General features: G+C 58.9%; 27 protein-coding genes. 18 read left to right on the top strand and 9 right to left on the bottom strand.

Going from position 1 to position 26,037, the window contains the following annotated elements:
• Positions 1-93 precede the first annotated feature (93 nt).
• On the top strand, positions 94-750 hold the full coding sequence (locus AKJ29_RS18245) for a YggS family pyridoxal phosphate-dependent enzyme (protein WP_055192965.1): 657 nt from the start codon (positions 94-96) through the stop codon (positions 748-750).
• A 143-nt stretch (positions 751-893) separates the two neighbouring features.
• On the opposite strand, the gene AKJ29_RS18250 is transcribed toward AKJ29_RS18245, so the two are convergent.
• A complete protein-coding gene (locus tag AKJ29_RS18250) occupies positions 894-1,382 on the bottom strand; it encodes a L,D-transpeptidase family protein (protein ID WP_055193011.1) in 489 nt (162 codons plus the stop codon).
• A 26-nt stretch (positions 1,383-1,408) separates the two neighbouring features.
• Complete coding sequence (gene ribA / locus AKJ29_RS18255) at positions 1,409-2,500, bottom strand: GTP cyclohydrolase II (protein WP_055192966.1); 1,092 nt, start codon at positions 2,498-2,500, stop codon at positions 1,409-1,411.
• Positions 2,501-2,748: 248 nt separating this feature from the next.
• On the opposite strand from ribA, the gene AKJ29_RS18260 reads away from it, so the two are divergent.
• On the top strand, positions 2,749-3,435 hold the full coding sequence (locus AKJ29_RS18260) for a response regulator transcription factor (RefSeq protein ID WP_055193012.1): 687 nt from the start codon (positions 2,749-2,751) through the stop codon (positions 3,433-3,435).
• Positions 3,436-3,659: 224 nt separating this feature from the next.
• Here the strand turns inward: AKJ29_RS18260 and AKJ29_RS18265 are convergent, their stop codons facing one another.
• Both AKJ29_RS18265 and soxR read right to left on the bottom strand, forming a co-directional pair.
• Positions 3,660-4,370, bottom strand: a complete 711-nt coding sequence (locus AKJ29_RS18265) for a VIT1/CCC1 transporter family protein (RefSeq protein WP_055192967.1) — start codon at positions 4,368-4,370, stop codon at positions 3,660-3,662.
• A gap of 92 nt (positions 4,371-4,462) precedes the next feature.
• Positions 4,463-4,927, bottom strand: coding sequence for a redox-sensitive transcriptional activator SoxR (gene soxR / locus AKJ29_RS18270; protein WP_055192968.1), 465 nt, complete (start codon positions 4,925-4,927; stop codon positions 4,463-4,465).
• Between the two features lie 82 nt (positions 4,928-5,009).
• Between soxR and AKJ29_RS18275 the strand changes: the two genes are divergently transcribed.
• The 6 genes from AKJ29_RS18275 to AKJ29_RS19550 all read left to right on the top strand — a co-directional run bounded on the left by AKJ29_RS18275 (position 5,010) and on the right by AKJ29_RS19550 (position 9,295).
• Entirely contained in the window at positions 5,010-5,387 is a 378-nt protein-coding gene (locus tag AKJ29_RS18275) for a VOC family protein (protein ID WP_055192969.1), read from the top strand.
• Between the two features lie 87 nt (positions 5,388-5,474).
• Positions 5,475-6,263, top strand: coding sequence for an exodeoxyribonuclease III (locus AKJ29_RS18280; RefSeq protein WP_055192970.1), 789 nt, complete (start codon positions 5,475-5,477; stop codon positions 6,261-6,263).
• Positions 6,264-6,416: 153 nt separating this feature from the next.
• Positions 6,417-7,322 carry a thioredoxin family protein gene (locus AKJ29_RS18285; RefSeq protein ID WP_055192971.1) on the top strand — a complete coding sequence of 302 codons (906 nt, stop codon included), beginning with the start codon at positions 6,417-6,419 and terminating at the stop codon, positions 7,320-7,322.
• 25 nt (positions 7,323-7,347) lie between these two features.
• Complete coding sequence (locus AKJ29_RS18290; RefSeq protein ID WP_055192972.1) at positions 7,348-7,974, top strand: LON peptidase substrate-binding domain-containing protein; 627 nt, start codon at positions 7,348-7,350, stop codon at positions 7,972-7,974.
• Complete coding sequence (locus tag AKJ29_RS18295) at positions 7,971-8,165, top strand: Trm112 family protein (RefSeq protein WP_055192973.1); 195 nt, start codon at positions 7,971-7,973, stop codon at positions 8,163-8,165. Before AKJ29_RS18290 ends, AKJ29_RS18295 begins: the two co-directional genes overlap by 4 nt.
• A gap of 35 nt (positions 8,166-8,200) precedes the next feature.
• Entirely contained in the window at positions 8,201-9,295 is a 1,095-nt protein-coding gene (locus AKJ29_RS19550) for a hypothetical protein (RefSeq protein ID WP_139231359.1), read from the top strand.
• Between the two features lie 287 nt (positions 9,296-9,582).
• Here AKJ29_RS19550 and AKJ29_RS18310 read toward each other — a convergent pair whose 3' ends face one another.
• Positions 9,583-10,809, bottom strand: a complete 1,227-nt coding sequence (locus tag AKJ29_RS18310; protein WP_055192976.1) for an FAD-dependent monooxygenase — start codon at positions 10,807-10,809, stop codon at positions 9,583-9,585.
• 81 nt (positions 10,810-10,890) lie between these two features.
• Between AKJ29_RS18310 and AKJ29_RS18315 the strand changes: the two genes are divergently transcribed.
• The 6 genes from AKJ29_RS18315 (at position 10,891) to AKJ29_RS18340 (ending at position 19,244) form a co-directional block, all read left to right on the top strand.
• Complete coding sequence (locus tag AKJ29_RS18315; protein WP_055192977.1) at positions 10,891-12,219, top strand: amidase; 1,329 nt, start codon at positions 10,891-10,893, stop codon at positions 12,217-12,219.
• Positions 12,220-12,551: 332 nt separating this feature from the next.
• Entirely contained in the window at positions 12,552-13,436 is an 885-nt protein-coding gene (locus AKJ29_RS18320) for a hypothetical protein (protein ID WP_139231358.1), read from the top strand.
• A 255-nt stretch (positions 13,437-13,691) separates the two neighbouring features.
• Entirely contained in the window at positions 13,692-14,873 is a 1,182-nt protein-coding gene (locus AKJ29_RS18325; RefSeq protein WP_055192979.1) for an aminotransferase class I/II-fold pyridoxal phosphate-dependent enzyme, read from the top strand.
• Positions 14,874-14,884: 11 nt separating this feature from the next.
• On the top strand, positions 14,885-17,938 hold the full coding sequence (locus AKJ29_RS18330; RefSeq protein WP_055192980.1) for a DNA translocase FtsK: 3,054 nt from the start codon (positions 14,885-14,887) through the stop codon (positions 17,936-17,938).
• 99 nt (positions 17,939-18,037) lie between these two features.
• Positions 18,038-18,385: a RidA family protein gene (locus AKJ29_RS18335; RefSeq protein ID WP_055192981.1), complete on the top strand. Its 348-nt coding sequence runs from the start codon at positions 18,038-18,040 to the stop codon at positions 18,383-18,385.
• A gap of 259 nt (positions 18,386-18,644) precedes the next feature.
• Entirely contained in the window at positions 18,645-19,244 is a 600-nt protein-coding gene (locus tag AKJ29_RS18340) for a LolA family protein (RefSeq protein ID WP_055192982.1), read from the top strand.
• Between the two features lie 98 nt (positions 19,245-19,342).
• Here AKJ29_RS18340 and AKJ29_RS18345 read toward each other — a convergent pair whose 3' ends face one another.
• A complete protein-coding gene (locus tag AKJ29_RS18345) occupies positions 19,343-19,936 on the bottom strand; it encodes a transglycosylase SLT domain-containing protein (RefSeq protein ID WP_055192983.1) in 594 nt (197 codons plus the stop codon).
• A 234-nt stretch (positions 19,937-20,170) separates the two neighbouring features.
• On the opposite strand from AKJ29_RS18345, the gene hspQ reads away from it, so the two are divergent.
• Positions 20,171-20,497 carry a heat shock protein HspQ gene (gene hspQ / locus AKJ29_RS18350; protein WP_055192984.1) on the top strand — a complete coding sequence of 109 codons (327 nt, stop codon included), beginning with the start codon at positions 20,171-20,173 and terminating at the stop codon, positions 20,495-20,497.
• 22 nt (positions 20,498-20,519) lie between these two features.
• Here hspQ and AKJ29_RS18355 read toward each other — a convergent pair whose 3' ends face one another.
• From AKJ29_RS18355 to AKJ29_RS18365, 3 genes are all read right to left on the bottom strand, one after another.
• Positions 20,520-22,106 (bottom strand): gamma-glutamyltransferase family protein, encoded by a 1,587-nt coding sequence (locus AKJ29_RS18355; RefSeq protein ID WP_055192985.1) that lies wholly within the window; start codon positions 22,104-22,106, stop codon positions 20,520-20,522.
• Positions 22,107-22,470: 364 nt separating this feature from the next.
• Positions 22,471-22,986 (bottom strand): ATP-binding protein, encoded by a 516-nt coding sequence (locus AKJ29_RS18360; RefSeq protein WP_161805489.1) that lies wholly within the window; start codon positions 22,984-22,986, stop codon positions 22,471-22,473.
• A complete protein-coding gene (locus AKJ29_RS18365; protein WP_055192987.1) occupies positions 22,961-23,308 on the bottom strand; it encodes an STAS domain-containing protein in 348 nt (115 codons plus the stop codon). Before AKJ29_RS18365 ends, AKJ29_RS18360 begins: the two co-directional genes overlap by 26 nt.
• A gap of 156 nt (positions 23,309-23,464) precedes the next feature.
• On the opposite strand from AKJ29_RS18365, the gene AKJ29_RS18370 reads away from it, so the two are divergent.
• The 3 genes from AKJ29_RS18370 to AKJ29_RS18380 all read left to right on the top strand — a co-directional run bounded on the left by AKJ29_RS18370 (position 23,465) and on the right by AKJ29_RS18380 (position 26,034).
• On the top strand, positions 23,465-24,643 hold the full coding sequence (locus tag AKJ29_RS18370) for a thiolase family protein (RefSeq protein WP_055192988.1): 1,179 nt from the start codon (positions 23,465-23,467) through the stop codon (positions 24,641-24,643).
• A 70-nt stretch (positions 24,644-24,713) separates the two neighbouring features.
• On the top strand, positions 24,714-25,205 hold the full coding sequence (locus AKJ29_RS18375; protein ID WP_055192989.1) for a GAF domain-containing protein: 492 nt from the start codon (positions 24,714-24,716) through the stop codon (positions 25,203-25,205).
• 259 nt (positions 25,206-25,464) lie between these two features.
• Positions 25,465-26,034 carry a helix-turn-helix domain-containing protein gene (locus AKJ29_RS18380; RefSeq protein WP_055193013.1) on the top strand — a complete coding sequence of 190 codons (570 nt, stop codon included), beginning with the start codon at positions 25,465-25,467 and terminating at the stop codon, positions 26,032-26,034.
• Positions 26,035-26,037 lie beyond the last annotated feature (3 nt).

The raw sequence follows: 26,037 nt of genomic DNA on the forward strand, positions 1-26,037 counted from the left end.
TCCTCACGGATTATTACGAGGGAAGAGCGGGCCTTGTGCCCGCTCTTTTCTTTTGGGAGATGTGGAAAAACAGATACACACATGAGGTCCCCCATGCCCCTTGCTGACATTCAGGCCCGCATCACCAAAGAAGAAACCCGCCTTGGCCGCGCCCCCGGTTCGACCCGGCTGATCGCCGTGTCAAAGGTCCAGCCGCTTGATCGCGTGGTTGCGGTGCTCGACCAGGGGCACCGGGTCTTTGGCGAAAACAAGGTGCAGGAAGCCGCCGGGAAATGGCCGGATCTGAAAGCGCGATATGACGGGGTCGAACTGCACCTCATCGGTCCGCTGCAAACCAACAAGACACGACAGGCCATGGATCTGTTCGACGTGATCCATTCCGTCGACCGCCCGAAACTCGCCAAGACCATCGCGCGAATCGCCGGGGAAACAGGGCGCTGCCCGCGTCTGATGATCCAGGTGAATACCGGCGAAGAAGACCAAAAAGCCGGGGTGCTGCCCGCCGAGGCCGATGCATTCATCGCCGAATGCCGCGCGCTTGGCTTGCCTGTTGAGGGATTGATGTGCATCCCGCCCGCCAACGAAGAGCCCAGCCTGCATTTCGCCCTGCTCGCCAAAATCGCCGCGCGCAATGACCTGCCGGAACTGTCCATGGGCATGAGCGGTGATTTCGAACGCGCCATCGGCCAGGGGGCCACCTATGTGCGGGTCGGCTCCGCCATTTTTGGCGAACGCGACAGCCACGCCTGATCCCCTCTTTTTCTGGTCCTCAATATCCCGGGGTGAGCGGCAAAGCCGCGAGGGGCAGCGCCCCTTTCAGGTTCACCAACAGCGCGCCGAAGCAAAAGCGCAGGCGCCCCGGGTGCAGGTCGCCCATGACTGGAAAACATATCTTACCGCACAAGGATGCGGCTATCCGCCTGCCAGCGGGCAAGGATCCAGCTAAGGTCGTTCGCCGCAAAAGCAATGCAGCCCGCTGTTGGAAACCGCGGACGACGCCAGTTATGCACAAACAGGGCAGACCCCTTTCCCGGCACGGCGTCAGGCCAGTTCTGATCCGAAATCAGGCAAACATCATAAAGCGGGGCCGCCATGCGAAGCTGTTCATGGCTGTGCGAATAGCGCAAAGCGCGGACCGGGTGATTGTAATTCGAATCATCAGGATCATCTGACCAAAGGTCCCACGGACCGATCGGACGCAAAGGCAGGGGGCAGGCCGGTCGCGCGCGCCGATCCGCCCGATAGAGGCCGGCCGCAAGCTCCCAGATCCCGCGCGGTGTGGCGCCATCCCCCTCCCGCTTGTCATCGGTCATACCGCCACGCCCGATGGAGCAGGGAATGCTGCGCCCCATGAACCGTGCGCCCCAGCGGGTGACCAGCATGTCATGCCGACGTGGCAGCAGGCGCGTCACAGGATATGCCCGGATTTGCGCGCCTTGGTGGCGAGGTAAGCGGCGTTATGTGCCCCTTCTCCCACTTTCAGCGGCACACGCTCGCTCACCTCGATCCCGGTGGCCTGCATCATCTCAACTTTGCGCGGGTTGTTGGTCATCAGCCGCACGGCAGAAAATCCCATGGTCTTGAGGATCTCTGACCCGATGCCGAAATTGCGCTCGTCATCCTCGAACCCCAGCCGGTGGTTGGCTTCGACCGTGTCAAACCCCTGATCCTGCAACGAATAGGCGCGCATCTTGTTGGCAAGCCCAATGCCGCGCCCTTCCTGGTTGAGGTAAAGCAGCACCCCGGCGCCGGCGTCCCCCATCCGGCGCAAGGCAGTGTTCAGCTGCGGGCCGCAGTCACATTTCAGACTGCCCAGAACGTCACCGGTAAAACAGGCGGAATGCAGCCGTGCCAGAACCGGTTTATCGCGCGGCGGGCGCCCGATTTCGATTGCGTAATGTTCCTCGCGCCCGTCTACGGGGCGGAAAATATGCAGACGTCCCGCTTCTGAGGCCGCCATCGGCAGGCGTGCATGAACAATGGGCATAAGGTTCAGCGCCGCCACATGATCATCGGTGAGCTTCAGCACGGTGAGAAGATGGGTGCGGGCCAGCTCTTCAGCCTCTTCAATCTCGACCACCAACGCGGCGGGCAGGAGCTGTGCGGATTTTGTCAGGGCCACGGCCTGCGCCTCAAGCCCGTCCTCGCCACCACGTTTTGTATTGAGCGGGCCCTTCATCGGGTGGGTCAGGTCGTCGGCCGGGTCGGCAATGGCGGCGATCCAGCGGGTGTCCGCATCCTCCGGCAGCGTCACACGGGCAACCTTGTCAGAATAGGCGCGGGCCTTGAGCGTCTCGGCGCGGCGAGTGGTGATCGCCAGCACCGGATCGCCCAACCCACGCAATTCGCGCAGGCGGGCGCTGGCCAGTGTCTCGGCCGCCGCGGCAATGACGGCGCGGCCATTTTGCATGAGCACCACCGGCACCCCCATGCGCAGATCGGCACGGGCGCGGGCAATCAATTCGTTCAGATCCGGGATCAGGTCCGCAAAACGGGTCATGGGGCACTCCTTGCGCCCATATTTAGGGGCTTGGCGGGATAAGGGAAACGGCTTTTCAAGGTTTTTGCATCAGATTGCCGGGGCGGGACGCAATGAATTGAAACATTTCCCACGAAATTATCGCCCCCTGGACACGAGGGCGTGAAGGATCTGTTGCAATGCTTGTCAAACCCGTGTGTGGGGCACATGTCTTGGGAAACGCAATCGTGATTGCTGCCGTGATCGGCCCAACAAAAAGGGAGAGCGAAATGTCGAACCTGAAGAAGATCCTGCTGGTGGATGATGATGAGGACCTGCGCGAGGCGCTCGCAGAACAGCTTTTGATGACGGAAGAGTTCGACGTGTTCGAGGCGGGCAATGGCGCCGAGGCGATCGTGAAGGCGAAAGAGGCGATCTATGAGCTGGTGATTCTCGATGTGGGGCTGCCGGACACCGATGGGCGAGAGCTGTGCCGGGTGATGCGCAAGCAGGGGGTGAAATGTCCGGTGGTTATGCTGACCGGCCATGATACCGATGCTGACACCATTCTGGGGCTGGATGCCGGTGCCAATGATTACGTGACCAAACCGTTCAAATTCCCGGTGCTTCTGGCGCGTATCCGCGCCCAGCTGCGCCAGCATGAACAATCCGAAGATGCCGTGTTCCAGCTTGGGCCGTATACGTTCAAACCTGCCACGAAAATGCTGATCACCGAGGATGATCGCAAGATCCGCCTGACGGAAAAAGAAACCAACATCTTGAAATTTCTCTATCGCGCCACAGATGGTGTAGTGCCCCGTGATGTGCTGTTGCACGAGGTCTGGGGCTATAATGCGGGTGTGACCACGCACACGCTTGAGACACATATCTACCGGCTGCGCCAGAAGATCGAACCCGATCCCTCGAATGCGCGCATTCTGGTGACCGAAAGCGGTGGCTATCGCCTGAACGGCTGATTTGCCTCCCAAAACCTCCCCCGTGCCGGGGCGTGCATTTCTGTTGATCGGATATGCATAACGGCACATCCTCCCTGTCAGACTGCCCGGGCCTTCGTGCCCGGGCTTTTTTTTCGTCGGGCCATTTGTGGTATTGTTGGCGGCGGAGGATTTTCAGATGTCTATTGAACTGACCAAAGTGCGCCAGCCTGATGAGATTACCGCGGTGCGGGCGCTGGCTGGGATCAGGTGTTGAACAATGTTCCCACGCCATAAGCCAGCGCCGCGGCGGCCCCTCCGATCAACAGCGTTTCCCCGGCCGAGCGCCACCAAGGGCTAAGTGACCAGTGGCTTTTCAGCGCGCCGATGGCAAAGAAGCTCGCCATGGTCATCCAGGCAGAAAGGGTAAAAGCCCCCTCCAGCCGGAAGATGAATGGCAGAAGCGGGACCATGCCCGCGACCAGAAATGCCAGAAAGGTTGTGGTGGCAGAGCGCAGGGGATTGGGATCCAGCCCGCCCAGCCCATATTCCCCTTCCATCATCAGGGTGATCCAGCGGTCCCGGTTTTGGGTGACCGCATCGGTCGCCTCGTCCAGAATGTGGTCCGACAGGCCCTTCTGGGCCAGAATCTCGCGCACCTCGCGCCATTCGCCCTCGGGATTGGTGGCGATGTGATGCTCTTCGATCTTGCGCAGGCGGCGATAATTGTCCTGTTCCGCCTTGGAGCCGGAATAGGCGGCGGCGGCCATGGAAAACCCATCGGCCAGCACATTGGCCAGCCCGAGGATCACGATGATGAGGGGGGACAGCCCGGCACCCGCCACACCGGCCACAACGGCAAAGGTCGTGACGGATCCGTCAATGGCGCCATAAACCGCATCGCGCAGAACGCCGCGCCCGGGTGGGGCGCCTATGCGGGCGGCGATTTCCTGTGGGCTGTGGCCATGCTCTGACATGCGGCACCTCTTTTGCGTCCAGTCTGAGGGGCCGCGCCGCCACGTGCCTTAAGGCAGATCAAGCAGGGCGGGATTGTTGTGTCCGCGCGGCGTCACTCCTCCGGCCTCACCGCCTCATCCCCCATCAGGTAGCGGGGGCCGGCGCCCTTATCCGCCGCCACGTCATCGGGGTTATAGAGCGCGCAGCGATCCAGCGAGAGGCAGCCGCAGCCGATGCAGCCGTCGAGCTTGTCTCTGAGACGCGTGAGAGCGGCGATTTGTTCGTCCAGTTCGGCGCGGAAATCTTGCGAGATTACGGTCCAATCCTTGGCCGTGGGGGTGCGATTTTTCGGCAACCGGCCCAGCACCTCGCGGATACGGTCTAGCGAAAAGCCGAATTTCTGCGCGATCATCACGAAGCTCAGACGCCGAATATCTGACCGCAGAAACCGCCGCTGCCCACCCGCATTGCGTTCCGGGGCAACCAGCCCCTGGGTTTCATAATAGCGGATCGCGGACACGGCGAGCCCGGTGCGGTTGGCCAATGTGCCGATCGAAATCTCGTTCCTGCGCTCCATGAGGGTCTCCGAAAGAAATAGCTTGAGCTAAAGTTAGCTTTAGGAATTATCAACCGAGTCGCAACGAAAAAAGGAGGCCAAAATGGCAAATCTAGAGCATGTGAATGTGACCGTATCCGACCCCAAAGCAACCGCCGCATGGCTGGGCGCGGTGTTTGGCTGGACCACCCGGTGGGAAGGCGACGCGATGTCGGGCGGATACACCGCGCATGTGGGCGACGAGGGGTCATATGTGGCGCTCTACACGCCCAATATCGCGATGAAGGATCCGCAGCATTCCTATACGACACGCGCTGGCCTGAACCATGTGGGGGTGGTTGTGGACGACATCGACGCGACCGAGGCGCGGGTGAAGGCCGCAGGGTTCACCCCGCACAACCACGCAGATTATGAACCGGGTAAACGGTTCTATTTCGACGATCATGATGGCGTGGAATGGGAAGTGGTGTCGTATAATTGATGAAATGGGGGCGGGGGAAACTCGCCCCTGTTCACCCTATGTCTCGCGGTGTAGGGTCGCACCAAACGCGCGAACCCGGAGGACGCCATGAGCTTTACCCTTGCCACCTGGAACATCAACTCGGTCCGCCTGCGCGAACCAATTGTGCTGAAACTGCTGGAGGAAGAAGCGCCGGATGTGCTGTGCCTGCAGGAATGCAAAAGCCCGGTTGACAAGATCCCGCTCGAAGGCTTCAGGGCGCTGGGCTACACCCACATGGTGGCGCGGGGGCAGAAGGGATATAACGGTGTCGCCATCCTGTCGCGCCTGCCGATGGTCGAGGCCGAAAGCTTTGACTTTGCCGATCTTGGTCATGCGCGCCACATTGCGGGGCAGCTGGAAAATGGGGTCACGATCCACAATTTCTATGTCCCGGCGGGCGGCGATGTGCCGGATCGCGAGGTGAACGAGAAGTTTGGCCAGAAGCTTGATTACCTCGCAGAGATGCGGGACCATTTCGGGCGTGAGAAACCGCAGAAGTCGATCCTTGTAGGCGATCTGAACATCGCCCCGCGTGAAGATGATGTCTGGTCGCACAAGCAGCTTTTGAAGGTGGTCAGTCACACGCCGGTTGAGGTTGAGGCGCTGGGCGACGTGCAGGAGGCCGCAGGATGGATCGACATCACCCGGCAGGATATCCCCGAAGGGCAGCTTTATTCCTGGTGGTCCTATCGGGCGCGAGACTGGGAAGCGGCGGATAAAGGGCGCAGGCTGGACCATGTCTGGGCCACGCCGGATATTTCCAATGCCGGGCACGGATCGCGGGTGTTGCGGGATGCGCGTGGCTGGGAAAAACCTTCGGATCACGCCCCTGTTTTTGCGAGCTTTGATCTGTAAGGGGCGCTGCCCCTCGCCTCTTCGAGGCTCACCCCGAGGTATTTTCAGCAAGAAAAAAGCCCGGTTCCGGGGGTGGCCCTTGCATGGCGTGTGGGGTTGCGCCATCTAAGGAGCAACGCAAGACCGTTTATCGGAACATAAGGATGCATTGTCATGGAACTTGACCTCGGCCAAACTGCCGCCCCTGCTGCTGATCTGATCAAGGACGGTTCTGAAGCCACCTTCATGCAGGACGTGGTTGAGGCCTCAAAAGAGGTGCCGGTGATTGTTGATTTCTGGGCGCCCTGGTGTGGCCCATGCAAGCAGTTGGGACCGGCATTGGAAGCGGCTGTGACGGCTGCCAAGGGTCGGGTGCGGATGATCAAGATCAACGTGGATGAGAACCAGATGATCGCCGGGCAATTGCGGGTGCAGTCCATTCCGACCGTATATGCGTTCTGGCAGGGCCAGCCTGCGGATGGGTTTCAGGGTGCCCTGCCGCCGAGCGAGATTACCGCGTTTGTGAACCGGGTGGCTGATCTTGGCGGGGATGGCGGTCTTTCTGAAGCGATTGAGGCGGCGGAGGAGATGCTGGAGGCGGGCGCTGTGGAAGATGCGGCCCAGACCTTTGCGGCAATCCTTGAGGAGGATCCGAACTCGGCCGCTGCCTTTGCTGGGCTGGCGCGGGCGCAGATTGCCCTTGGCCAGTTGGATCAGGCGGAGGCGGTGTTGAATGGCGCCCCGGCTGAGATTTCATCGGCCCCAGACATCGAAGCGGTGCGGGCGCAGATTGAACTGGCCCGGCAGGCTGAGGATGCGGGGCCGGTGGCCGAGCTGCGGGCGCGGGTGGATGCCAATGAGGATGATCACCAGGCGCGGTTTGATCTGGCGGTGGCGCTGAGTGCCGCTGGAGACAGTGCCTCGGCTGTAACCGAGCTTTTGGAGCTTTTCCGTCGCGATCGTGACTGGAATGAGGGGGCGGCCAAGGCCCAGCTGTTGATGATTTTTGAAGCGCTTGCCGCGAATGATCCCGTGGCCCTGAACGGGCGGCGCAAACTGGCGTCAATGATCTTGGTGTAATCGCCTTCACGGGGTAGGGTAGGGTATGATCACCGCTGCTGACCTGCCCGACACTGTGCCGATCTTCCCGCTTGCGGGGGCGCTTTTGCTGCCGCGCGGTCGTCTTCCCCTGCATATTTTCGAGCCACGCTATCTGGCGATGTTTGAGGATGCGCTGAAGACGCGGGAGAGGTTGATTGGCATGGTCCAGCCGCAGGGCGAGGCGCTGCACGGGATTGGCTGTGCCGGGCGGATCACATCGTTTACCGAAACCGAAGATGGGCGTTACATGGTGACGCTGACAGGGGTGTCGCGGTTTCGTCTGATTGGGGTGCAGGACGGGTTCACCCCCTACAAATATGCGCGCGTCAATTGGACCTGTTTTGATCGCGATCTTGGCAAGCCTGAACGGGACCCCCGGATGAAGCGCCCCGCTTTTCTTGACCTGCTGGCGCGCTATTTTGCGCTGGAAGAGTTGCAATCGGACTGGGAAAGTCTGAAAGAGGCGGAAGATGAGCTTCTGATCAACGCCCTGGCCACGCTTTGCCCGTTTGGCCCCGAAGACAAACAGGCGCTTCTTGAGGCACCATCGCTGACCACCCGCCGCGAGACCCTCGAGGCGCTAATGGAAATCGCCCTGCGCAGCAGGGAAGGAGATGAGACCCTGCAATGACTGATCAGAAATCCGCCCCCCAGGTTGACCGCCACATGATCGAAGCCCTGGTTTGTCCGGTCACCCAGACCACGCTGAGCTATGACGCTGAGGCGCAGGAGCTGATCTCAAAAGCCGCCAAAATCGCCTTTCCGATCCGTGACGGGATTCCGGTGATGCTGGTGGATGAGGCGCGCAAACTGGAGGGGTGAGGGGTGTTTTTATTCGGTGAAAGTGGCATTGTATTATGTTTATTTTTCCGCCTTTCCCTCAATTATTCCTAAAATACCGGACCTCAAAGCAAACGGACAGGTGTCTGCTTGACATCGGTCCCGGTGATCTTATCGGCCCGCGCAATGATCGCGACAAAGAACATGTGCGTCTTTATCGCCGTCTGTCGCGGTTGATAAATAATGGCGGGTTGGGCAGGCTGGGTCCTTCGGATCCGTTTGTTTTGGAATTGCAACGTTTTCACAAGGCGAAAAGCAACGATCCGCAGTCCTGCGATACCATGAGAGCTCGTGTGCGGGCAGCTAGTAAGCATGACTTGATTGGTGGTTTCATTGCCCCCATCCTGTGTGACCCGCAGTTCGGCGATGTGCCCTGTGCTGATTGTCAGGAAATACTTCAACGCGTTGATTGGGTGGAAGAAGTAGCCCGGAAATTCCATGCGGGCACAGCCATTGCGGATGATTTCGTTCGAGTGCCGTGGGTTTCATTGGGTGCTCAGGCGATTTCGCAAAAGAACGCGCCACTTGAGCGGCGTATAGAACGTTTGGTGGCTTTGGATGTTGTTTTATACCTGTGGGTGGTTGCCCTTCTGGGGAGCCATGGAGCTTGGAAGACTGCCAACATCAGTGGTTATATTCCTGATCATTTTGGCGATCTGGGGAAGAGATGGGTTCGGGAGTTGGAGTGTTTTGCCAAATTTACGCGCCGCGAGGAGGCGCCGCGGATGGGGCGGCCTGCGCGGTTCAGGTTCATTGCAACCTTTCTGGTCAGCGGAGATGCTAATGGCGGGCCGATGGAAACACTTGCTGACGAACTCAGCGAAATTGAGCGGGGGCAGAAACGGTTGACTGCGCGGATTCTTGATCGGCATCACCTACTCCTTGAAGGGGCACTTCAGGCATATTGCAGAAATAACCCGAAGGAAAAAATCGCCCCTGCAGCATTCGCCAACATCAGTTCCTTGATCGGTTCGGTGTTGGGCTTTCTGCAGTTTGCTCACGCGGTTGGCTTGGCGGAGATCAGGCAAGAACACCCGTCGGCGGATCTTGATACTGCGTTTGATGCGGGATTGGCCTGCTGGCCTGAACTGGTCAAATTTGCGCGGTTTTGAGAAACCATGGCGGCAGTTAGAGCCGCCGCCATAGTCGTGTACGAATTTACTTTTTTGACTTGGCAGTCACTTGCCCTTTGGGACTCCGTTGGAGCGCCCGCCACCGCTGGGTTTTCCTGTGGTCGACGGCCAGCCGCTGCCATTGCCTTGCCCTTTACCTTTGCCCATCTGATATCTCCTTTATGTGGGGTTGATATCGTAGGAATAGTGTCATCACAGGCTGGGATACCCGGGCAAACCGGGACAAAACGAGCAGATTTCTGCGACTTACTGCTCGTGGATACCCCCTAAATCTGCCGCCCCTGCAACAGTTTTGGCAGATCCCCCGTTAGCCCTGCCGCCTCGCGGATGAAACCACGGCGCAGGCCGGGGAAGGCGTTGACCACCCCCAGTCCAATGTCGCGGGTGGCGCGCAGGATTGGGTTGTCGTTTGAAAACAGTCGGTTGGTCAGCTCGGTTGCGCCCACCATCTGCATCACGTCCCAGCGCCGCCATTGCTGATACCGTTCCAGAACGTCGATCCGGCCGATATCTTCGCCGCGACGCCGCGCCAGTGCCAGCACTTCCGCCAGCGTCGCCACGTCCTTCAACCCCGCATTCAGGCCCTGCCCGGCAATCGGGTGCATCCCATGTGCTGCGTCCCCCACCAGCGCCAGACGGTCAGACACAAACGCCTCGGCCACGGTCAGGTTCAAGGGATAGGTGAAGCGTTTCCCGGCCAGACCGATCTCCCCCAGGAACGACCCGAAGCGCGGGCGCAGCTCGTCCAGATAGCCCGCGTCATCCAGCCCCTGAATGCGCGCTGCTTCTTCATGGCTTTCGGTCCAGACGATGGAGCTTTGATTGCCCGGAAGTGGCAGGATGGCCAGCGGACCGGGGGGCATGAAAAACTGGTGTGCCGCGCCGTTATGCGGCAGCGCGTGGTCCACGGCGCAGACCAGAGAGGTCTGACCGTAATCATGGCCCCAGCGTTTGATCCCCGCCCGTTCACAAGTGCCCGAGCGCCGCCCGTCACAGCCCACCACAATCTGACCGGTAAGTGTTTTGCCCGACCCCAGTGTCAGCGTGACGGAGGCAGGTCCCACCTTTTGCGTCACCACAGTTTCCTGATCAATCAGGGTGATCTTGGGATGCGCTTCGACCGCGTCCAGAAAGGCGCGAGACAGAAACCGGTCCTCGACCATATAGCCCATCGGGCCTTCGTCGATCTCGGCATGGTCAAATTCCAGCACAAACGGGCCGGGGCCTTCGCCCGCGCGCCCGTCCGAGATGCGGATATCCAGAAGCGGCTGGGAATGTGCGGCCACCCTGGGCCAGACGCCAATCGCCGAAAGCAGGCGTTGAGAGGCAAGGGCCAGCGCATAGCCGCGCCCGTCGAAATCATCCGCCCCGCGCGCGCCCTTGGGCATCGCATCCACGATGGTGACGTCAAAGCCGCAATCCGCCAGCGCCAGCCCCAGCGCCGGGCCATTCAGCCCGCCACCCACGATCAGAATATCAGCATCCAGTTTCATGCCCCCTTTCTCGCGCGATTACGGGGGATTGTCCATGTGCGATCCTGCCGCTACCGTCCTCGCGGATATGAGGAGAATGTCATGAGCCGTGCGTGGTTGAAAATGTCTGTGGGGGATCTGGGGCGCGGTATTGGCGCGGGGCAGATCGACCCGGTGGATCTGGTCAGCAGCTATTTCGAGGCGATCCGCGCGCACCCCTTTGCCGACCGGATCTATGCCCGCCTGACCGAGGGTCGCGCGATGGCCGAGGCGAAAGCGGCCCGTCTGCGCGCCAAGTCCGGCCAGCGTCTGGGGCTGGTCGATGGCGTTCCGATCTCGTGGAAAGACCTGTTTGACACGGCGGGGGTCGCGACCGAGGCCGGGTCGGCGCTCCTGAAAAACCGCATCCCAACCGAGGATGCCGAGGTCTTGAAAAACGCCACCGCGCAGGGGCTGGTCTGCCTTGGCAAAACCCATATGAGCGAGCTGGCGTTCTCGGGCCTGGGCCTCAACCCGGTCACGGCCACCTCACCTTGCGTGAATGATCCTGACGCCGTGTCGGGCGGGTCCTCGTCCGGCGCGGCCACCTCGGTCGCCTTTGATCTGGCCCCTTGCGGGATCGGGTCGGACACCGGCGGGTCGGTGCGCATCCCGTCTGCGTGGAACGATCTGGTTGGGCTGAAAACCACCTCTGGCCGCCTGTCGCTGAAAGGCGTGGTGCCGCTGGTCAAAAGCTTCGACACGGTGGGGCCGCTTTGTCGCAATGTGGAAGACGCCGCTTTGATGCTGGCCGCGCTTGAGGGGGGCAGGCAAGCTGACCTGCGCGGGGCCACGCTTTCCGGCGCCCGGCTTATGGTCTTGGAAAACGGGCTGGACAATGCCCGCGACGCCCCGCGCGCAGGCTTTGAAAACGCAATTGGGCGGCTGCGCGACCATGGCGCCGACATCACCTGCGCCCATCTGCCCGTGGTGGAAAAGGCGCTGGCCCTGTCCGGCGTGCTGTTCACGACCGAAGCCTATGGCACCTGGAAAGACCAGATCGAAGCGCAGCCCGACCTGATATTTCCAGAAATCCGTGACCGGTTCCGCTCTGGCGGGCAGTTTTCGGGGGTGGAGTTCGTGCAGGCCTGGCAGGCGCTTGAGCAGATGCGCGCGCAGTTCCACGCGCAAACCGCAGGCTTTGACGCCGTGGTCCTGCCGACCTCAACCATCCTGCCACCCAACATGCAGCGCCTGCTGACCGACAGTGACTATTACGTCGAAGAAAACCTCTGGGCGCTCAGAAATACCCGCATCGGCAACCTGATGGGCAGCTGTGGCCTGACGCTGCCGACCGGAGTGCCGTCTACGGGGATCATGTTCCTGGGAGAGCCGATGGCGGAAGAACGTCTGTTAAGGTTGGGGGCCGCGGCGGAAAAGGCGCTGGGGTAGAAAAACTGGTTTTGAACCCAGATTGACAGAGGCTGTGCATCGTAAGGCGGCCGCTATGCCGGGGAGTGGAGTTTGCAAAGTTAGCGCTGAAGCGATATGAAGCCTTCCAGTCGTTGGGCGCGGTCGCCTAAATACCCCCACCGTTTTCAATCAAACTCCTAGGGAATTCTATGCCCTCTTACTGCAGCTTTTTGGTCTTTAGGCCAGACGAAATAGAACTTGTGCTGTCAATATGCGAGCGCGCCGACATCAAGGTCAGCGCAATCACTGATCCTTCAGCCCGATTTCGGTTTTCAACTAGAGGAATGTCTGAGGTATCTCAGGCGAGCGCCTTGAAACTGAATTTCCTCGGTGAGCTTGGCAAACTACTCATTTTGGAGGAGAGCGAATGCACCACAGATAATTTTATCCAGTTGGTTTGCGCTTCGAATATAGTGCTTGAAGGTTTTCCTGACAAAGGAACGTCTGCCACATGTGGATTTCCTTTGGACGATGACCCGGACGAAAGAGAGAAGCAGTTTGAAAATGTGTTTCGTTCGGTTGGATTTTTCGAACGTTTCATTTGGCGTGAAACACTACCGTCGGCTGTAGCACTTGCAGCACATGCTTGGGGGGAGAAGAAGCTGATCTATGCGATTCACAAACTTGCTCACTCCTATGAAACTGAAAGTGTTACACCTCATTCCATGCACCCGAGGTATGGACAAGCATTTGAAAAGCACACGGATGAGTTTGCATCCCACGTCAGATCTTCGATCGCCATCAATCTTGCTTATTCGGCAATCGAAGAGCTCGGTCTTACAGTCCAGGCGAGCAGTAAAAAACGTAGGTTCTTACCCGGCGCAAATAACGAATGGAATCCAAAGGTATTGGAACCTTTTGTAGGGCGTCTGAGCAAAAGCAATATCGAACGTGATGCTACAATCGAGTGGGTCACACGTGGTGCGGCTACAGAGCTTCAGGTGTTTTCTGAGATTGGCGAGGCCTCTGAGTTTTCGGATGGAGAGAAGATTCGAGACAGCATGGTTTCACTACCTTATGCTATTCAGTTCTGTGAGTATTTGCGGAACCAGTTGACCGCACATTCCTTTAAGGAAGGAACGGAATGTCTTGGCCCATACGAGGTGTACAACTGTCAGAATGTAGCAAGATTTCTTCTTCTGAAACGATGCGAAATGTTCAATGTCCGGACCAAGGATTTGAAAAACAGATTTTAGAGCTATCGTCCAGATCTAGGTCCGCTCCGGGCTGATAGCGGTTCTGAGAGGCTATTTTGCGCACGACCGCCCCACCTCGCGCGGCCACCTTTGTGCCAACACTCTCCCTCCCCCACTGACCAAAAAACCACACCTTCCTGCCGCAACGCGCGAAAATAATGGGGTTTTTCTGGACCGCGGCAAATTTGCGGCCTATTGTGGATAAAAACGGGGCGACATGATCCCGATATCTGAGGCAGAAAAAAGACGTTCCAAATGACGTTTCCCGAGCGGTATTCCGGCTTGCCAGCCTATGCATTCCCGCGCCTGCGCGCGCTTCTGGATCATCTCGATCCGGGGGGTGATGTGGTGCATATGACCATTGGCGAACCCAAACACGCCTTCCCCGATTGGGTGATGGGCATCATCAATGAACACGCCCATGAATTTGGGCGCTACCCGACCAATGAGGGCACGCCCGAGCTGCTTTCGGCGATCTCGGGGTTTTTGAAACGTCGGTATGGCGTGGACATGCCCGAGGCGCAGATCATGGCGCTCAACGGCACCCGCGAAGGGTTGCACAACGCGCTTCTGGCGCTCTGCCCCGAGGAAACCTCGCGCGGGCAGCAGCCGATTGTGCTGACGCCGAACCCGTTTTATCAGGTCTATGCCGTGGCCGCGCGCAGCGTCGGGGCAGAGCCGATGTTCGTGCATGCCACCGCGGCCACCGGCCATCTGCCGGATTACACCAGCCTGCCACCCGAGGTGCTGAACCGGGTCGAAGTGGCCTATATCTGTTCGCCCGCCAACCCGCAGGGCGCGGTGGCGGATCGCGATTACTGGGCCAATCTGATCCAGCTGGCGGAGAAGTTCGATTTCAAGATTTTCGCGGATGAATGTTATTCCGAGATCTACCGTGACACACCGCCCGCCGGTGCCATGGCTGTGGCGCAGGAAGGGGGGGCGGATCCTGAAAGGGTGACGATTTTCCATTCCCTTTCAAAGCGTTCCAACCTGCCGGGGCTGCGTTCGGGTTTTGTCGCCTCCGGGCCGGAAAGCATCGTGCGGATGCGTCGCCTGCGCAATTATGCGGGCGCTCCGATCCCGTTGCCGCTGCAGCGCGTGTCGGAACGGGCATGGTCTGATGACGTGCATGTGGCCGAGAATCGCGCGCTGTATCAGGAGAAATATACCATCGCGGATGAGGTGTTTTCCGGTGTGCCCGGATACATGTCGCCCGAGGCGGGGTTCTTCCTCTGGCTGCCGGTCGAGGATGGAGAGGCGGCGGCCGTGAAGCTTTGGCAAGAGACCGGCGTGCGGGTCCTCCCCGGCGCTTACCTGTCGCGCGAAGTGGACGGGTTCAACCCCGGCAAAGGGTATATCCGGGCCGCGATGGTGGCCCCAAAAGAAGAAATGCGGCGCGGGCTGATCCAGCTTCGTGACTGTCTCTATACGTGAGGTTTGGCGAAATGGCGTTTCAGGTGAAACAACGAGATCCGATCTTTGACAGCACCACCCAGGCGGTGATCGAAAAGCGTGGCAAGGAACTGATCGGCATCGGGTTGATGGTGGCCGGGATTGTCATCGCCTTTATCCTGGGCAGCTACTCGCCCGAGGATCCGGGCTGGATGTCGGCAACCGATGCGCCCGCGAAAAATGCGCTGGGGCTGGTGGGGGCGTTCATTGCCTCACCGCTGTCGGTGATTTCTGGTCTGGGTGCCTGGGTTCTGCCGGTGATCCTCGTGGTTTGGGGGGGGCGTTTTGCATTCCACATGGGCAGCGAACGGGCCGTTTCGCGGGGGATTTTCGCCCCGATTGCCGTCGCGGTTGCTGCTGTTTACGCCTCAACCCTGGTGCCGGGGCCCGAGTGGACCCACAGCTTCGGACTGGGCGGTCTGTTTGGGGATACGGTTCTGGGCGCGTTCCTGGCGGCCCTGCCGGTCACCACCGGGGCCGGGCTGAAGCTGATGTCAATTGTGTCCGCATGCGCCACTCTGGTCGTGCTGGGCTATGCGCTGGGCCTGAACAAGGCTGAGGCAAGCCGGATTGGCCACTTCCTGCTGTTTGGCCTGATCATGAGCTATGCTGGCGTGATGTCGCTCTTGGGCCGTGGTGCCAAAGGGGCCGCAAAGGGTGCCGCCATGGGCGCATCGGTGACTGCAAAGGGGCTTTACGCGCGCCATCAGGCTCGCAAAATGGCCCGCGCTGAAGAACGTGAGCTCGTCGAAGCGGCAGAAGACAGCCTGATTGAGGATGAAGATTTCGCCGCCCCGCCGCCCCTGCGGGCCGCACGCGTGCGCCGCCCTGAACCCCATATGCAACCGGCCCATATTGAGCCGCCGATGAGCGCAGCCGCGCTGTCGCAGGACCCGGATCTGCTGATGGCAGCCCCCGCGCCGGAACCGGTGCAGAAACCCGGCCTTCTGGCGGCAATCATGCGCCGTGCACAGCCGACCCCCCCGCCGGAACTGGTGGAAAACCCCGCCTTTGAAGGTGAGATCCCCGAAGGCCTGGGCGGTGAGGATCGTATCAAGGCCAAGGTGGCCAATGCGTTGAAAAACCGCGCCCGCCATGCCCCGATCCCCCGCGCCCCCGGTGCCATGCGCAATGAGCCGCCGCTGGAACGCGCCGTGGCGCGCCACCGTCGCAAGCCCGATCCGATGATCCTTGACACCACGCCCGAAGCCCCGATGGTTGAGGCCCCGCTGATGGATGATCCCATGGCGGAGTATGAGGCGATGTCGATGGCAATGCCGCATGACAGCATGCCCGCCGCCATTCCTGTCGCCCCCGCCCCGCAAATGACCGAGGAAGAGGACGATCTGGTGGTGGAAAACCTGATGGATGCGCCTGCGGACGTGCCGCGCGTCTACACCCCACCCCAGGCCGGGTTCTCGACACCTGCCAAAAAGGTGGTTCAGCACAATACCCGCAAACCCGCGCAGCCCTCGACACAGGCCAAGGCCGAAGCCCAGCCCAGCCTGAAATTCGACGACAACCGCCCGGAATTCGAAGTTCCGCCACTGGGCCTGCTCACCGATCCGGTCACCATCGACCGCCATCACCTGTCTGACGAGGCGCTTGAGGAAAACGCGCGGATGCTGGAAACGGTGCTGGATGATTATGGCGTCAAAGGTGAGATCGTTTCGGTTCGCCCCGGCCCCGTGGTCACCATGTATGAGCTGGAACCGGCGCCGGGCCTCAAGGCCAGCCGGGTGATTGGCCTGGCGGATGACATCGCGCGCTCGATGTCCGCGCTGTCGGCCCGTGTGTCCACCGTGCCAGGCCGCAGCGTGATCGGCATCGAACTGCCCAATGACAACCGCGAAAAAGTGGTCCTGCGTGAGATCCTCTCGACCCGTGATTTCGGTGACGCCAACATGCGTCTGCCGCTGGCGCTGGGCAAGGATATCGGCGGTGACCCCATCGTCGCGAACCTCGCCAAAATGCCCCACCTGCTGATCGCGGGCACCACCGGGTCCGGGAAATCCGTGGCGATCAACACCATGATCCTGTCGCTGCTTTACCGCCTGACACCGGAAGAATGCCGGATGATCATGATCGACCCGAAAATGCTGGAACTTTCCGTCTATGACGGCATCCCGCACCTCCTGTCCCCGGTTGTGACCGACCCGAAAAAGGCCGTGGTCGCGCTCAAATGGGTGGTGGGCGAGATGGAAGATCGCTACCGCAAAATGTCCAAGATGGGTGTGCGCAATATCGAAGGTTACAACGGCCGTGTCGCCGACACGCTGGCCAAAGGCGAGATGTTCGAGCGCACAGTGCAGACCGGTTTTGACGATGAGACCGGCGAGCCGATCTTTGAAAGCGAGGAATTCGCGCCGCAGAAAATCCCCTATATCGTGGTGATCGTCGATGAGATGGCCGACCTGATGATGGTGGCGGGTAAGGAAATTGAGGCGTGTATCCAACGACTTGCGCAGATGGCGCGGGCGTCCGGTATCCACCTGATCATGGCCACTCAGCGCCCGTCCGTGGACGTGATCACCGGCACGATCAAGGCCAACTTCCCCACCCGGATTTCCTTCCAGGTGACGTCGAAAATCGACAGCCGCACCATTCTGGGCGAACAGGGCGCCGAACAGCTCCTTGGTATGGGGGACATGCTTTACATGGCGGGTGGCGCGCGCATCACCCGTGTGCATGGCCCCTTTGTGTCGGATGAAGAGGTTGAGGAAATTGTCACCTATCTGAAATCCTACGGCCCGCCCGACTATATCGGCGGCGTGGTCGATGGGCCCGATGACGACAAGGCCGACAATATCGACGCGGTGCTTGGCCTGAACACCGGTGGGAATACCAATGGCGAAGATGCACTTTACGATCAGGCGGTGGCGATTGTGATCAAGGATCGCAAATGCTCGACCTCCTATATCCAGCGCAAACTGGGCATCGGGTACAACAAGGCCGCACGCCTGGTTGAACAGATGGAGGACGAAGGTCTTGTGTCGGCGTCCAACCATGTGGGCAAGCGTGAGATCCTGATCCCGGAGCAGCAATAACGGGTCGTTCAAAAACAACTAAAGATTAATCTAAAGCACCGAACGTAGAGGGCGGAAAAGATCCCCGCGACTCGCGTCGCGCATTTCTGAGGCAGAGACATGATTCAAAGACGTTACACCAGCGACCGCATGAGCAAGATCGTCAAGCATAAAGGGGTGGTTTACCTCTGTGGCCAAGTCGGCAATCGCGGCGACAGCGTGGCGGACCAGACCCGCGAATGCCTGCAGCGGGTTGAGGCGCTGCTGGAAGAGGCAGGGTCGTCGACCAAACAGATGCTGCAGGCGATCATCTGGCTGGATGATATGAAAGACTTCGACGAGATGAATGCGGTCTGGGACAATTGGGTGCCCAAGGGCCACGCGCCCGCGCGCGCCTGCGGATCGGCCCATCTTGCCAGTCCGGATCTCAAGGTTGAGGTGATCATCACCGCCGCTTACGACGAGTGATTTCCTGCGCCGTGGCCCCCTTGTCGCGGCGCAAAACTTTAAAGTTCCGGTATTTCACCGTCAGAAACTTTAAACTTCGCCCATTGAAGACCTTAAAAACTTTAAAGTTTCACGGTGCTGCGGCCCTGACTGGCCGTATCCGAATTTCCCCCGTGATGACGTGGCATGACACGCGCATGTTATCGCCTATCACGCGAGGTTCGGGGTTAAATCCTCTGTGGAAAAGGGGCAAACTGGTCCCGAACAGAAGGTAGGATATATGAACGCTTTTCGTATGATGATTGCCGCCGCCGGGGTGATGCTCAGCGCGGCGCCGGCTCTGGCCGAGAAACTTTCGCTGAAGGAAATCTCAAGCTATCTCAATGGGTTGCAGACCGCCCAGGCGCAGTTCACCCAGTTGAATGGTGATGGGACGCTGTCCACCGGGACGTTTTATATCAAACGGCCGGGGAAAGCCCGGTTTGAATATAACCCGCCGGAAAAGGCTCTTGTCGTGGTGGGGAGCCAGCAAGTTGCTGTTTTTGATGGAAAATCCAATGCTGGCCCGTCGCAATATCCGCTCAGCCGCACGCCGCTTTCGGTGATCCTCGCCAAGACCGTTGACCTGTCGCGCGCCAAGATGGTGACGGGGCACAGCTATGATGGCACCGCCACAACCATCACCGCACAGGACCCGGACAACCCGCAATATGGCAATATCAAACTGATGTTCACATCCAACCCGACAGAGCTGCGCCAATGGATCATCACCGATGATAGCGGCACTGAAACGACGGTGATACTTGGGGAGTTGAACAAGGGGGGCGATCTGCCCAATAAACTGTTTTCGATCAGTCAGGAGATCAGAAAAAGACAATAAATCAATAGATTAAAGTGTTTCGCCTCATTATTGTGTCTCAATAATAAGGCGAAACACTTTAACGGCCCCTTCCGGTATGGGTGGGGCCGGATCCTGCTTTACCGGCCGCAGCTCAGCAATTGCGAACGATACATGTAAGAGCGGTCCTGAACGCGGTTGGCCACGTTCAAAAGCCAAGTCTTCCTATTATGGCTGCCGCGTAGATACCCGGTGCGCCCTTCGTGATAGGCCAGATACTGTCCACGCGCGTCCGATAGGGGAATCCCGGTAACCTGCGTGGTTTCTGTCATGTACCAGCCGATGAAATCCGTGGCATCGCGAATGTCCGTGCGCTTGGCGCCGCGCCCCCCTTCTGCCCGCTGATATTCCTTCCAGGTGGCATCCAGAGCCTGCGCATAGCCATAGGCCGAGCTCTGTCGCCCCATTGGCAAGACGCCCAGAACATATTTCACCGGGGTGCGGGCATCGGCCACGAATTTTGATTCCTGATGGATCACGGCCATCTGCACATGCACCGGAACCCCCCATTTTCGCTGGGCTTTTTTCATCGCCCGATAAATTTTGGGCTTCTGTTTGATAATACTGCACGCGTTGTCCAGGTTGCGTGGTGCCTTTGATCCGCCGCCGCCACAGGCTGCGAGGACGCCTAAAATAAGGCCGCTGATGACTACGGTGCGAAGAAAGCTGCTCATCTGCCTAACTCGCTATTGTTTGTTATTGGTCCCAGCATACACGGTTTGCAAAGGCTTGAAAACGGACCAACTGATCACAAATGAGGGGGTCGAGTGATGATGCGCAAGGCAGTTCGAAGGAGAGGCGAAAAGTTGCTACCTGCTGATGAAGGACAATTTGTTTCTAATATTTCGGGCCTCCATGCATGGACGCTCAGGTGTTAACGCGGTAGTAACGGACATAGGGGCTAAAAGATGTTGAAGACACACGCGAAATATCACCTGGGCCAAATTGTGCGCCACCGCAAACATCCGTTTCGCGGGGTGATTTTTGATGTCGATGCCATGTTTTCGAACACCGAGGAGTGGTATGACGCCATCCCTGAGGACAGCCGCCCCTCAAAAGATCAGCCCTTCTATCACCTGCTCGCCGAAAACGATCAGAGCTATTATGTGGCTTACGTGTCCGAACAGAACCTGATTGCGGATTATTCCGGAGAGCCGGTGAGCCACCCTGATCTGCCTGATATGTTTGGTGAATTTGAGGACGGGCAATACCCGCTGCATTTTCAACTGAACTGATCCTAAACCCTTTTGTTTTTAATCAGTAACCGATGGCGCACCCATCTTTTCTATGATCTGATGCCCCCATCAGGACGCCCCTTTGATGGTCGATCCTAATGGCCTGTCCACCACCGATCGGGACCTCTGGGATTTCAACACGGTGTCCCATTTCAACCAATCTGGCGGCCACAGTATCCGGGTAAGCCCGCTCCAGCTTCAATATGTTTCCGTCGGCAAATGCCCGCGGACCATCAATGGCGGATTGAATATCCATGCCATAATCCACCAGATTGCTGAGGAAACGGGCATGTCCCGTGGGTTGGTAGGCGCCCCCCATGACACCAAAGGGCAGAATGACTTTCCCATGCTGGCGAATCATCCCCGGGATAATCGTGTGCATCGGGCGCTTTCCACCATTTGCTTCGTTCGGATGACCGGGAATCAGGTTGAAACCTGCGCCCCGATTTTGAAACAGAATGCCGAACCTATCTGATGCCAGCCCGGATCCGAAGCTGTGGAAAATCGAATAGATCAGCGAAACAGACATCAGATTCTGATCGACCACCGTGAGGTAAACAGTGTCTTTGTGAACCGCTTCAGAAACCCTAGCGGCTGAGTGCAGAGCCTTTGCCGGGTGAATGCGAGCGGCAAGTTTTTCGGCGGTTTCGTTGGAAATCATGTGGTCCAGCCGTGTGGACAGGGACGGGTCGGCGATAAAGCGATCCCTGGCGTCATAGGCCAGTTTGGCCACTTCGGCCTCAATATGGATGCGGGCCGCACCTTCTGCGCGCAGATCCGGAAGATTGAAACACTCCAACATCTTGGCCATGAGAATCGCGGTTGCGCCTTGCCCATTGGGGGGGTGCTCAACCAGCTCAGTTCCCTTGTAAAAACCGGAGATCGGATCTGTATAGAAACTTGCCGTTTCGGCAAAATCCTGCATCTTGTGGGGTCCCCCGAGCGCGCGCAGGCTATCCACCATGTCTTGCGCCACCTCGCCGGTGTAGAAGCCGTCCCGTCCTTGTTGCGCAATGCGACGCAAAACTGCGGCCTGCTTTGGGGCGCGAAACAGGTCGCCGGGCAAAGGGGGGTGCCCGGATTTGAGATAAAAGCTCGCGGCGGCCCCTTGCAAGATATTGCTTCGGGCGGCGATGCCCCAGTCGAATGCTACGCGCGGCGCCACCGGGACACCTTGTTCGGCGTATTGAATTGCGGGGGCGAGGATATGCTCAAGTCCGAGTTTGCCCCAATCCGCTGACAGGCGACAAAAGGCGTCGATGGCGCCCGGAATAGTGACGGATTTGGCGTCGTGCAGGGGCATGGCCTTGTGGCCTGACTGACGCAAGGTTTCTGCCCCCAAACCCGCTGGCGCCTTGCCTGAGCCGTTCAGGGCAATGATCTCATCAGAATTTGGGGGAGACAAAAGTGCAAAACAGTCGCCACCGATTCCAGCCATAGCGGGTTCGCAGATCCCAAGTAGAAAGGCTGCGGCCAAGGCTGCGTCCATCGCATTTCCCCCGGCTTTCAAGATGTCGAGTGCTGTCTGGGCCGCAAGAGGGTGGGATGTTGCACAGATTGCGTTGGGGGCAAAAATAGGGGAGCGTCCTGGCAAATGAAAATCGCGCAAGTTCAAACCTCAACACGGTTGGTTACGGGGAGGATAGCGTGATCTTACTGATCATTGCCGGGATTTCAAACCGTGTTGAACCAGCGCGATAGTCTTGATTGGAAAATGCGTTGAGTAGTTCCCCGACGCCGCGAACTGGGTGGGGGCTGTGATTTGCGGCATCGGGGCAAGCTCTTACGCTACCAGATCACGTTGTCATTTGTTTTTGTCTGCAAAAGGGTGGAATTGGGGCGATTTGGGGGCGGGTGTGTAAGTTTCTAAATGCAGTTAATCAATTTGAATGCAGAAGCGTCCTGAGACACAGAGAAAACGCCCTCGAAAGAAATGGGAGCGTTTGGACGACCCATTTGTACACAGGTCAGTTTTAGGACAGGCTGTTCTCCAGTGGAATGGAGCAGGTCATCTTGTTCTGGGAGTCACGACGATCATAGCTTAGGTTTTGTGTTAACTCGCGAATGAGAAACCACCCGAAACCACCTTCGGGTAGATTGTTATCCATCTGCTCAAGATCATAAGGTTCACCCTTCGGCAGTTCACCGTTCGGCATCGGGTGCCCGTCATCCAGAACACTGATCCACAGGTCACCGCCTTGTCGGTGCAAATTGACCTCAATTACGCCTGAAAGGTCGCGATAGGCGTGTTCCACCACGTTGTTCAGGGCTTCAGCCAAGACAATTTCCAAGGTGCCCTGGATGTCATCACGGATACCAAGAGTTTCCAACTGGTCCCTTATAGATTGCAAGGCGTCGCGCACGGCCAACGCGTCACCAGGAAAAACCAAGTTCAGCCCGGAATGTGCGGCCGCTGTGGTGCCAGAATTGATATCGCGTGCGTGGCCCATGAATGACAGGCTTTCAAACTGCATTTTCCATGCCGCCATCCAAGGCAGATTGCAGGTTGGCATGGATGGTGAAAACAGTGTCCATTCGGGTCAGTCGAAACACCCGTGTGACGGTTTGCGACAGGCAGGCCAGTTCAAGTTTGGAGTCTGCGTCCACTTGTTTAAGGGAGGCCACGACGGCACCTAGTCCGCTGGAATCAATGAATTCGACCTTTGTCATGTCCAGAATGTTGCGCTTTGGACCTCCATCGGTCAGCTCTCGCATCTTGTCTTTGAACGCAATTGCGATCGCTGCATCAATACGACTTTCGCCCATGGTGATGACACGGGTTTGGCCGAAATCTTCAAAGGTCAGTTGCACGTCAAATCTCCTTACGGTGTGGGTTCACTCTCTCATACGCCGCACAAACCCGTTTGGATCTCTTTGTTACGGCGGGTCACTTTCGAATGAGACTAGACGTGGATCGTTACCATTCGGTAAGCGGAAGGCAGGAATTTCAAGGAATTGGAGAGGGCCATGAAGAATGTTGTGATTGCCGGGGCATCTCGTACCCCGATGGGGGGCTTTCAGGGGGCTTTCACCGGTGTGACCGCGTCTGAGCTGGGCGGTGCCGCGATCAAGGCCGCTCTTGAAGACGCAGGTGCCAAGCCGAACCAGATCGAAGAGCTGCTGATGGGCTGTGTGCTGCCCGCCGGCCAGGGGCAGGCCCCTGCGCGTCAGGCCGGTTTTGCCGCCGGGCTTGGTCAGGACGTGCCTGCGACAACTCTGAACAAGATGTGCGGCTCCGGCATGAAGACCACGATGATTGCCTTTGATCAGGTGGCCCTCGGAGCCACCGACATCATGGTTGCCGGCGGCATGGAGAGCATGACCGAAGCACCCTACATCCTGCCCAAAATGCGCGGCGGGGCCCGCATTGGTCATGGCGCTGTGGTGGACCACATGTTCCTTGATGGCCTGGAAGATGCCTATGACAAGGGCCGCTTGATGGGCACCTTTGCCGAGGACTGCGCCGAGAAGTTTCAGTTCACCCGCGAGGCGCAGGATGAATATGCGCTGAAATCGCTGTCAAACGCTCTGGGGGCACAGAAATCCGGGGCGTTTGAGGGCGAGATTGCTCCGGTTTCCATCAAGACCCGCAAGGGCGAAGTTGTCGTCAGCGAAGACGAACAGCCCGGCAATGCCCGGCCCGAAAAAATCCCGGCGCTGAAGCCTGCATTCAGGAAAGATGGAACGGTCACCGCAGCCAACGCATCGTCGATTTCCGACGGGGCCGCGGCGCTGGTTGTCGCGTCAGAGGAGGCGGCGCAGGCCGCGGGTCTCAAAATTCGTGCGCGTATTGTTGGCCATGCCAGCCACGCTCAGGAACCGGGCTGGTTCACTACCGCGCCTGTGCCTGCGGCGCAAAAATTGCTCGACCGCCTGGGGTGGAAAGCGGAAGATGTGGACCTGTGGGAAGTGAACGAAGCTTTTGCCGTGGTGCCGATGGCGTTCATGCATGAATTTGGGCTGTCTCGCGACAAGGTCAACGTGAATGGCGGCGCCTGCGCGCTGGGCCACCCGATTGGCGCCTCTGGTACGCGCATTATCGTGACGCTTCTGAACGCGATGGAGAAACGCGGGTTGAAACGGGGCGTTGCCGCAATCTGCATCGGGGGCGGCGAAGGCACTGCAATTGCAATTGAACGCGACTGATCGCTGATCTTATAAGGGAAAGGGCGCGGCATGGTTCCGCGCCCTTTTTGCTGCAAAGTCAGGAGCCCCCATGCCCCGTGTCAATTATACCGACCTCGCTAAAACCATCGCGTCTCTGACCGAAGGCGAAACCGATGACGTGGCGCTGATGGCAACGGTGACGTGTGAACTGCACCACGCGGATGACCGGTTCGACTGGACCGGGTTTTACCGTGTGACAGAACCGGGAGTGTTGAAGATCGGGCCTTACCAGGGTGGTCACGGCTGTCTCACGATCCCATTTTCGCGCGGTGTTTGCGGTGCGGCCGCGCGCACCGGAGAGGTGCAGCTGGTGCCTGATGTCGATGCCTTTCCCGGTCACATCGCCTGTGCCAGCTCAACCCGATCGGAACTGGTCCTGCCGGTTCACAACCGTACGGGGGATGTCATCGCTGTGCTTGATATCGACAGCAACCAGCCTGCGGCCTTTACCGAGGAGGACGCAGAGAAACTCTCTCAAATCCTCGCTGCCACCTTCGCGCGCCGACCGCCCCTTTTTCTTGCTGAAAATACCTCGGGGTGAGCGCGCAAGCGCGAGGGGCAGCGCCCCTTGATGGGCTGTATAAAACTCCTCCCCCCATCGTTGATGTCAGACCACCAACACGGGGGAAAGCTGTCGGACCTGTTTCGAATGCGACGGATTGAATGTCGTGTTTTTGTTTGCATAAGGCCCCTATTCACGCCATCGTGAAAAAAAACATGAAAATTTCACGCCTCATTTCATATTGGCGTCAAGCCTGAAGGGAATTGTCCCGCCGGGCCAAAGGAAAGGGCACGACGTGCTGCAAACCGATCCGACAAAACCACAAAGCCTCGGGGCTGATCTGCGCGCGCTTCGCAAGCAGCGCAGCCTGACCTTGACCGAGCTGGCAGAGCGACTGGGTCGTTCCGTGGGGTGGCTCAGTCAGGTGGAGCGTGACATGTCGGATCCTTCGATTTCCGACCTGCGCGCCATTGCCAAAGCTTTGGGCGTGCCAATGTCCCTCTTGTTTGCCCATGCCTCGGCACCGGCAGAGGAAAAGGGATATGTGGTGCGAGAGGGAAGCCGCCGTCCGATGGGATCCGGCGATGAGGGGCTGCGCGAAGAGCTTCTGTCGCCGGACCTGACCGATGATTTTGAAATGGTGCACTCCACGTTCGCCCCGAAATCTGCGATGCAGACCCCGGCCAATCGACCCACGCAGGAGGTAGGTTACATCATCTCCGGCAGGCTTGATCTGGTGATTGGTGGGCGATCCTTCACCGTGGGGCCCGGGGACAGTTTTCGCATCAAGCATGAACCCTATGAATGGGCCAATCCCTATGACGAACCGGCGGTGGCGATCTGGGTGATCGCGCCGCCAGTCTATTGACGG

It is taken from the genome of Aliiroseovarius crassostreae, assembly GCF_001307765.1.
GTDB classification, from domain to species: domain Bacteria; phylum Pseudomonadota; class Alphaproteobacteria; order Rhodobacterales; family Rhodobacteraceae; genus Aliiroseovarius; species Aliiroseovarius crassostreae.